Origin of the sequence: Mycobacterium sp. (assembly GCF_965229265.1) — a bacterium.
GTDB lineage: Bacteria > Actinomycetota > Actinomycetes > Mycobacteriales > Mycobacteriaceae > Mycobacterium.
Map to the genome: position 1 here is coordinate 897,819 of NZ_CBDDIY010000012.1, position 6,080 is coordinate 903,898.

At 70.8% G+C, this 6,080-nt stretch carries 7 protein-coding genes; 3 read left to right on the top strand and 4 right to left on the bottom strand.

The genetic code is table 11. From position 1 onward, the window contains the following. Positions 1-6 precede the first annotated feature (6 nt). On the bottom strand, positions 7-927 hold the full coding sequence (gene pheA, locus ADBZ9K_RS22050) for a prephenate dehydratase (RefSeq protein ID WP_526624167.1): 921 nt from the start codon (positions 925-927) through the stop codon (positions 7-9). 93 nt (positions 928-1,020) lie between these two features. On the opposite strand from pheA, the gene ADBZ9K_RS22055 reads away from it, so the two are divergent. The 3 genes from ADBZ9K_RS22055 (at position 1,021) to ADBZ9K_RS22065 (ending at position 3,868) form a co-directional block, all read left to right on the top strand. Next, positions 1,021-1,791 (top strand): DUF2470 domain-containing protein, encoded by a 771-nt coding sequence (locus ADBZ9K_RS22055; protein ID WP_526624169.1) that lies wholly within the window; start codon positions 1,021-1,023, stop codon positions 1,789-1,791. Positions 1,792-1,809: 18 nt separating this feature from the next. Further along, positions 1,810-2,577, top strand: a complete 768-nt coding sequence (locus ADBZ9K_RS22060) for a CPBP family intramembrane glutamic endopeptidase (RefSeq protein ID WP_526624171.1) — start codon at positions 1,810-1,812, stop codon at positions 2,575-2,577. A gap of 127 nt (positions 2,578-2,704) precedes the next feature. Further along, positions 2,705-3,868, top strand: a complete 1,164-nt coding sequence (locus ADBZ9K_RS22065) for an LCP family protein (protein WP_526624320.1) — start codon at positions 2,705-2,707, stop codon at positions 3,866-3,868. Here ADBZ9K_RS22065 and ADBZ9K_RS22070 read toward each other — a convergent pair. From ADBZ9K_RS22070 to ADBZ9K_RS22080, 3 genes are all read right to left on the bottom strand, one after another. Beyond that, complete coding sequence (locus ADBZ9K_RS22070; protein WP_526624173.1) at positions 3,865-4,695, bottom strand: glycerophosphodiester phosphodiesterase; 831 nt, start codon at positions 4,693-4,695, stop codon at positions 3,865-3,867. The genes ADBZ9K_RS22065 and ADBZ9K_RS22070 overlap by 4 nt on opposite strands. 4 nt (positions 4,696-4,699) lie before the next feature. Next, positions 4,700-5,734, bottom strand: a complete 1,035-nt coding sequence (locus tag ADBZ9K_RS22075) for a DUF4328 domain-containing protein (protein ID WP_526624175.1) — start codon at positions 5,732-5,734, stop codon at positions 4,700-4,702. A gap of 10 nt (positions 5,735-5,744) precedes the next feature. Continuing rightward, positions 5,745-6,080, bottom strand: a 336-nt coding sequence (locus ADBZ9K_RS22080) for a hypothetical protein (protein ID WP_526624177.1), incomplete at its 5' end; no start/stop codon positions are given.

The window sequence follows — 6,080 nt, forward strand, 5'->3', positions numbered from 1 at the left end:
GGCAACTCATGCCGGGTTGCCTTCCCGCAGTCGTGCCAGCCACCGGTCGGCTTCGTCGAGTTGCGGGGGCACCGCGCCGGTCGCCGACTCGGTCGGCCACGACCCCAGGTAGCGGACGTCGGCGCAGCGCCGGTGCAGCGCCTTGAGCGCCTCGGCGACCGCAGTGTCGTCGATGTGGCCGACGCAGTCCAGGAAGAACACGTAGGTGCCCAGCTCGGTCCGGGTCGGCCGCGACTCGATCCGAGTCAGGTCGATATCGCGGATACCGAACTCGGTCATCGCCGAGACCAGCGCACCGGGAGCGTTGGCGACCCGCAGCACGACCGAGGTGCGGTCGGCGCCGGTGCGTGGCGGCGGCGGCCCCGGACGGCCGACGAGCACGAAGCGTGTTCTGGCGTTGGGCTCATCGACGACGCCGTCGGCCAGGGTGGGCAACCCGTAGCGTTGCGCCGCCAGTGCGGTGCTCACACCGGCGTCGGCACGGCCTGCGGCGACGTCCTGCGCGGCGGCGGCGTTGGAGTGGGCCGGCACGAGGTCGGCGTGCGGGAGACGTTCGGCCAGCCAACGCCGGACCTGGGCCGCGGCGATCGGGAACGCCGCGACGGTGCGCACCGCATCACCGGCCAGGCCGGGCCGGACGACGATGCTGAAGGCGACGTCGAGGGTCAGTTCGGCGTAGATCTGCAGCGGCGCCCCGGTGGCCAGGTTGTCCAGGGTGGGCAACACGCTGCCCTCGATGGAGTTCTCGATCGGCACGCACGCGAAATCCGCGGCGGCATCACGCACGGCGGCCAGCGCTGCCGGCGTGCTGTCGGTGGGGTGCGGCTGCACCTCGACCCCGCCGGGGACCACACCGGCCGCGCACATCTTGAGTAGCGCCGCTTCGGTGAAGGTGCCCTCGGGACCGAGGTAGGCGATGCGTGCCACGGTTCAACCCTATCGGGTCTGCGGGGAGGAAACCCTTGCGTCGCCAACTCCGCGAAGTTAACTTAGGCTTACCTCACTAATGGAAGGTTCGCGATGACCTCAGCGACGCTCTCTACGCCGACGACCGCCGAACGTGTCCGCAGCGCCTGCGTGTACGCCGCCGAGGCGATGGTGGTCGCCGACGGCGTCGCACCGGCCACCACGCCGGTCCATCACCTGCTGCCGGGCGGCTCCTTCGCGCTGACCGTCCCCGACGATTCCGCGCTGGCCGCAGCCACCGTCATAGCCGCAGCCAGCGGCGTGGCCGGCATGCTCGAACTCACCGACTACGCACCGCTTCCGCTGCGCGAGCCGGTCCGCTCGCTGGTGTGGATCCGCGGCCGGATCCACACCCTGGGAGAGCACACGGTGCGTTCCCTGCTCGACCTGATCGCGGCCGAGGACCCCAATCCCGCACTGCTGGAGGTCGGTTCCGGTCGAGCGCTGTTGCTTCTGGACGTGGAATCCGTCGTGGTTGCCGACGCCGCAGGCGCAGAGGCGGTCAGCGTCAACGAGCTCCTCGCCGCCCAGCCCGACCCGTTCTGCGAGTTCGAGTCGGCATGGCTGCGCCACCTGGACAGCGACCACCCCGAGGTGCTCGCTCGGCTGGCCGCAAAGCTGCCCGCCGCGCTGCGCCGCGGACGGGTCCGTCCGCTGGGCCTCGACCGGTACGGAGTGCGACTGCGCGTCGAGGGCGACGACGGCGATCACGATGTGCGGTTGCCGTTCGGCGCTCCGGTCCGCGACGTCCACGGTCTGAGCCGGGCGATCCGGTTGCTGATGGGCTGTCCGTTCGTCAACGGGCTGCGCGCGCGCCCCAGGTAGGGCCGTTACCGTGGCGGGGTGAGCGCGACCCCCGAGGAAGCCGTCGGCACCGACCGGCGCGCGCTGCGTATCGAGGTCGGCGTCATGCTCGCCGTCACCTTCGGGGTCAGCGCGGTCATCGCGATCCTGCAGCTGTTCGACGCGGTGCTCTCCGGGCTGGCGGGACACCGGGTCCGGCTCAACCCCAATCTGTCCCGGTACGACCTGATCAACCTCGGACTGAATCTGGCGTCGGTGGCCCAGTTGATGGCCTGGGGCGCATTGGGTTTGTACCTGTTGTGGCGCAGCGGAATCACTCCGGCCAGGATTGGACTCGGCAGGCTGCAGTGGCGCACCGACGCACTGGGCGGGCTGGGCTTGGCCGCGCTGATCGGCCTTCCAGGACTGCTGCTGTATCTCGCCGGTCGCTGGGTGGGACTGACCGCCGAGGTCGAACCCAGCACGCTGCACAACAGCTGGTGGCGGATCCCGGTGCTGGTCCTAGCCGCGTTCGCCAACGGGTTCGCCGAGGAGGTCGTCGTCGTCGGCTTCCTGATCACCCGGCTGCGACAGCTGGGCCTGAGTCAGAACCGGGCGATTCTGGCCTCGAGCGTGTTGCGCGGGATGTACCACCTCTACCAAGGATTCGGCGCGGGGCTGGGCAACCTGGTGATGGGGGTGGTCTTCGGCTACGCGTGGTGTCGAACCGGTCGGCTGTGGCCGCTGGTGATCGCGCACGGGCTCATCGACACCGTCGCGTTCGTGGGATACGTGGCGCTCGCGGGTCACGTTGGCTGGCTGAAATGAGCTGGGCACGTAAATTGACCTGGTGAGCGACGACTGGCCACCCCGGCCCGCGCCGGATCCGCCCACCGAGCGGATCCCCCGCTTCGTGCCGCCACCGCCACCCCCTCGTCGCGAACCCTCACAGGTGATCCGCCGCGACCCCGCCTACCGTCCACCGCCACCCCCACGTCCGGCCCCACCACGGCAGCCACCACCACGGCAGCCACCACCACCGCAGCCACCACCACCGCAGCCACCACCACGGCAGGCGGTTCCACCCCGGCGGCCTGCCCCGCCAGCCCCCGTCGCGGCGCCCCCGGCGCCGGTCAGCCCGGCCCGGGTGAAGCGGAAACGCCGCTGGGGCCGAAGGATTTTCGCGAGCCTGGTCGCCCTCGCGCTGGTGGCGGTCGCCGCGCTGGCGGGAACCGCCGCATGGATCGACTCCACCCTGCGGCGGGTCGCCGTGTTCGATTACACCGACCGCCCGCCGGCGGGGTCGGGTACCACCTGGCTGCTCGTCGGCTCGGACAGCAGGGCGGACCTGAGCCCGGAACAGCAGGCCGAGCTGGCCACCGGCGGCGACCTGGGCAACGGGCGGACCGACACCATCCTGGTGGTCCACATCCCCGCGCTCGGCTCGGACGCCCCCACCACGTTGGTGTCCATCCCCCGCGACTCCTACGTCGAGGTCCCCGGCTACGGCAAGGACAAGATCAACGCGGCCTTCGCGCAAGGCGGTGCCCCGCTCCTGGCCCAGACCGTCGAACAGGCCACCGGCCTGCATCTGGACCATTACGCCGAGGTCGGCTTCGACGGCTTCGCGGTGTTGGTGGATGCGCTCGGCGGTGTCGAGGTGTGCCCGGCCGACCCGATCAGCGATCCGCTGGCCGGTATCGACCTGCCCGCCGGCTGCCAAACGCTGGACGGGCGCAACGCGCTGGGGTTTGTCCGCACCCGCGCGACCCCGCGCGCCGACCTGGACCGGATGGTCCACCAGCGCGCCTTCATGTCGGCGGTGATGCACCGGGCGAGCAGCCCCGCGGTGTGGCTCAATCCGTGGCGCTGGTACGCGGCGCCGCACGCCGCAGTGGGCGCATTGACCGTCGACAACGGCGACCACGTGTGGGACCTGGCCAGGCTGGGCTGGGCACTGCACGGCTCCACCACCGCACTCACCGTGCCGATCGGCGAATTCACCGGCAGCGACTCCGGCTCGGTGGTGGTGTGGGACTCCGCCGCCGCCGACCAGCTGTTCCAGGCGCTGCGCACCGACGGGGCGATCCCGCAGCAGGTGCTCGACGCCCAGCCCTAGTCGGAGGTGGCGTCGCCCGGGACGGTCAGCGGGTTCTGCAGCCAGGCCTTGGTGCGGCCCGGGTGGTTGGTGGCGATCCAACCGACGCCCAGGTCGCGGCAGAAGCCGACGTCCTCGTAGTGGTCGACGGTCCAGCAGTACATGGCGCGTCCCTGCGCGGCGGCCCGGTCAACGAGTTCGGGGTGCTCACGAAGCGTGCCGATCGACGGCCCGACCGCGGTGGCGCCGACCGTCGTGGCCGCGCTGCCGCCCAGATAGCGTGAGGTGTCGCCGAGCAGCACGGTCGGCAGCAGCGGGGCGGCACGGCGAATCCGCCAGACCGCCGCGGCCGAGAACGACATGACCACGGCGCGGGACAGGTCAGCCGACGCCGGCGCGGCGATGCCGTAGCGATGCAGCAGGGCCAGCAGCTTGCTCTCCACCAGGCCGCCGTACCGCACCGGGTGCTTGGTCTCGATGAACATCTTGACCGGCCGGTTCCAGTCGAGCACCAGGCGCACCAGGTCGTCGAGGGTCAGCAGGCCGGTCGTACCCGACTCGGTGTCGGAACGGCTGCCGTGCCAGGCGCCCCAGTCCAGCCGTTTGAGCTCGGCCAGCGTCATCTCGCTGACCAGACCGGTGCCCGTCGAGGTCCGATCCACCTTCCGGTCATGCACACAGACCAGGTGGCCGTCGCGGGTCAGGCGGACATCGCACTCGACTCCGTCGGCCCCCTCCTGCAGGGCGAGCTCGTAGGCGGCCAGCGTGTGCTCGGGGCGATCGGCCGACGCACCCCGGTGGGCAACCACGAAGGGGTGCCCGCCGTCCAGTCCGCCGACCGAATCCATAGGCCTATGCTGCCGGTTCCTGCTGCTCGGACTCAACCGCTAGGACCGATTCGGGCTCGGCGGGGCGATCTTGCGCGACTACAACCCATCGGTGCAGCGGCCGCTCGACCGGTTTTCGGACGAAACCGTCGAACACCTGCCACAACAACACCAGGACCGCGGCGCCCAGCAGGTAGGCGATGATCACCGTCACGGTGTTGTCGGCAATGCCCTGCGGTTGAGTGGTGAAACTCGTGGCGATGCCGAAGATCGAAACCCCGGTCGAGAGCACCCACGCCACCCACCAGGCGGTGATCGGTCCGCGCAGCCGGGACTGGGACGCCTCGGCGTGGGCGAGTTCGATGAGGTACACCGGCGCCCACACCAGGTTGACGACAGGTACCAGGCAACCCGCCCACAGCGCCCACGCTGGGCGCGGGTCCTCCTGCCCCAGGTGGCGGTAGACCGCCGAGCGCCTCGCGATCATCCATGAGGTCGTGACCACGGCGGTCAGGACCACCGCCACGATGGCGGCGAGGCTGGCCAACACGCCGAGCCACAGCGCCGCGCCGGCGACCAGTGGGGGCAGCAGCGACGTGCGATTGATCAGCAGCAGCACATAGCGAACGATGTGGACGGCGGCGGCCAAGCCGAAGATCGTGATCGCCGACAGCAGCGCCGCGCGGACGGTGACCGGCTCGGGCCCCTTCTTGGCGGCGGCATCGTCGGCTAGCGCCGGGGGCGCGACCTGATCCACCAGGCCCCAACGCGGTATGTAGGCATAGCGCGGGGTCGGGCCGAGTTGACGACGACGCCGCCGGGGCGGGGGTGGCGGGCCCGGCCGAACCGCGATCCACCGGAATCCCGCCGGCAGACGGGGTGGGCCGCCTTGCGGGGTGGGCGGACGGGTTGGCGGGTGGCTGGTCGCGCCGGGGCCCCAACGCGGATCCGGTGGGTTGGCCGCCGGCGCCAGCAGAGCGCCGTGGCAGCGCGGGCACCAGGCACGCTGCCGGTCGCGCACATTCCACCGCGTCCCGCACTGGGAACACACCTGAATCACGCGGACCAGCCTAGCGAGCACAGCGCCGCACCGGGGCATGCCCGAGCGCCCTCGCCGAGGATGGATTGTGGCACGCAGTGCATCTTGGGTCATCGCGGTGATGCAGCAATGACTGGACTATCCACAGTTTCCACAGGTTTATCCACAGCCTTTCGCGGTGGTCGATGGCCACTGAGCGCATCTTCTCCGCGCAGAGGACGGCCGGTCCCTGTGGATAACCGAGGTGCGTGTCGGCGGCCTGATCAACAACCTGGCCGCAGCCGAGCGAAATCGATTGGCCCACTAACCGACGCGACGACCGCCTCGACGCGCCGAGCGACACGCCGATCGTGTGCCGGCCGAGTGT

Excerpts from the sequence above, each read along its gene's own strand:
- ADBZ9K_RS22055 (WP_526624169.1), top strand. The coding sequence starts at position 1,021 with ATGACCTCAGCGACGCTCTCTACGCCGACGACCGCCGAACGTGTCCGC.
- ADBZ9K_RS22070 (WP_526624173.1), bottom strand. The coding sequence starts at position 4,695 with ATGGATTCGGTCGGCGGACTGGACGGCGGGCACCCCTTCGTGGTTGCC.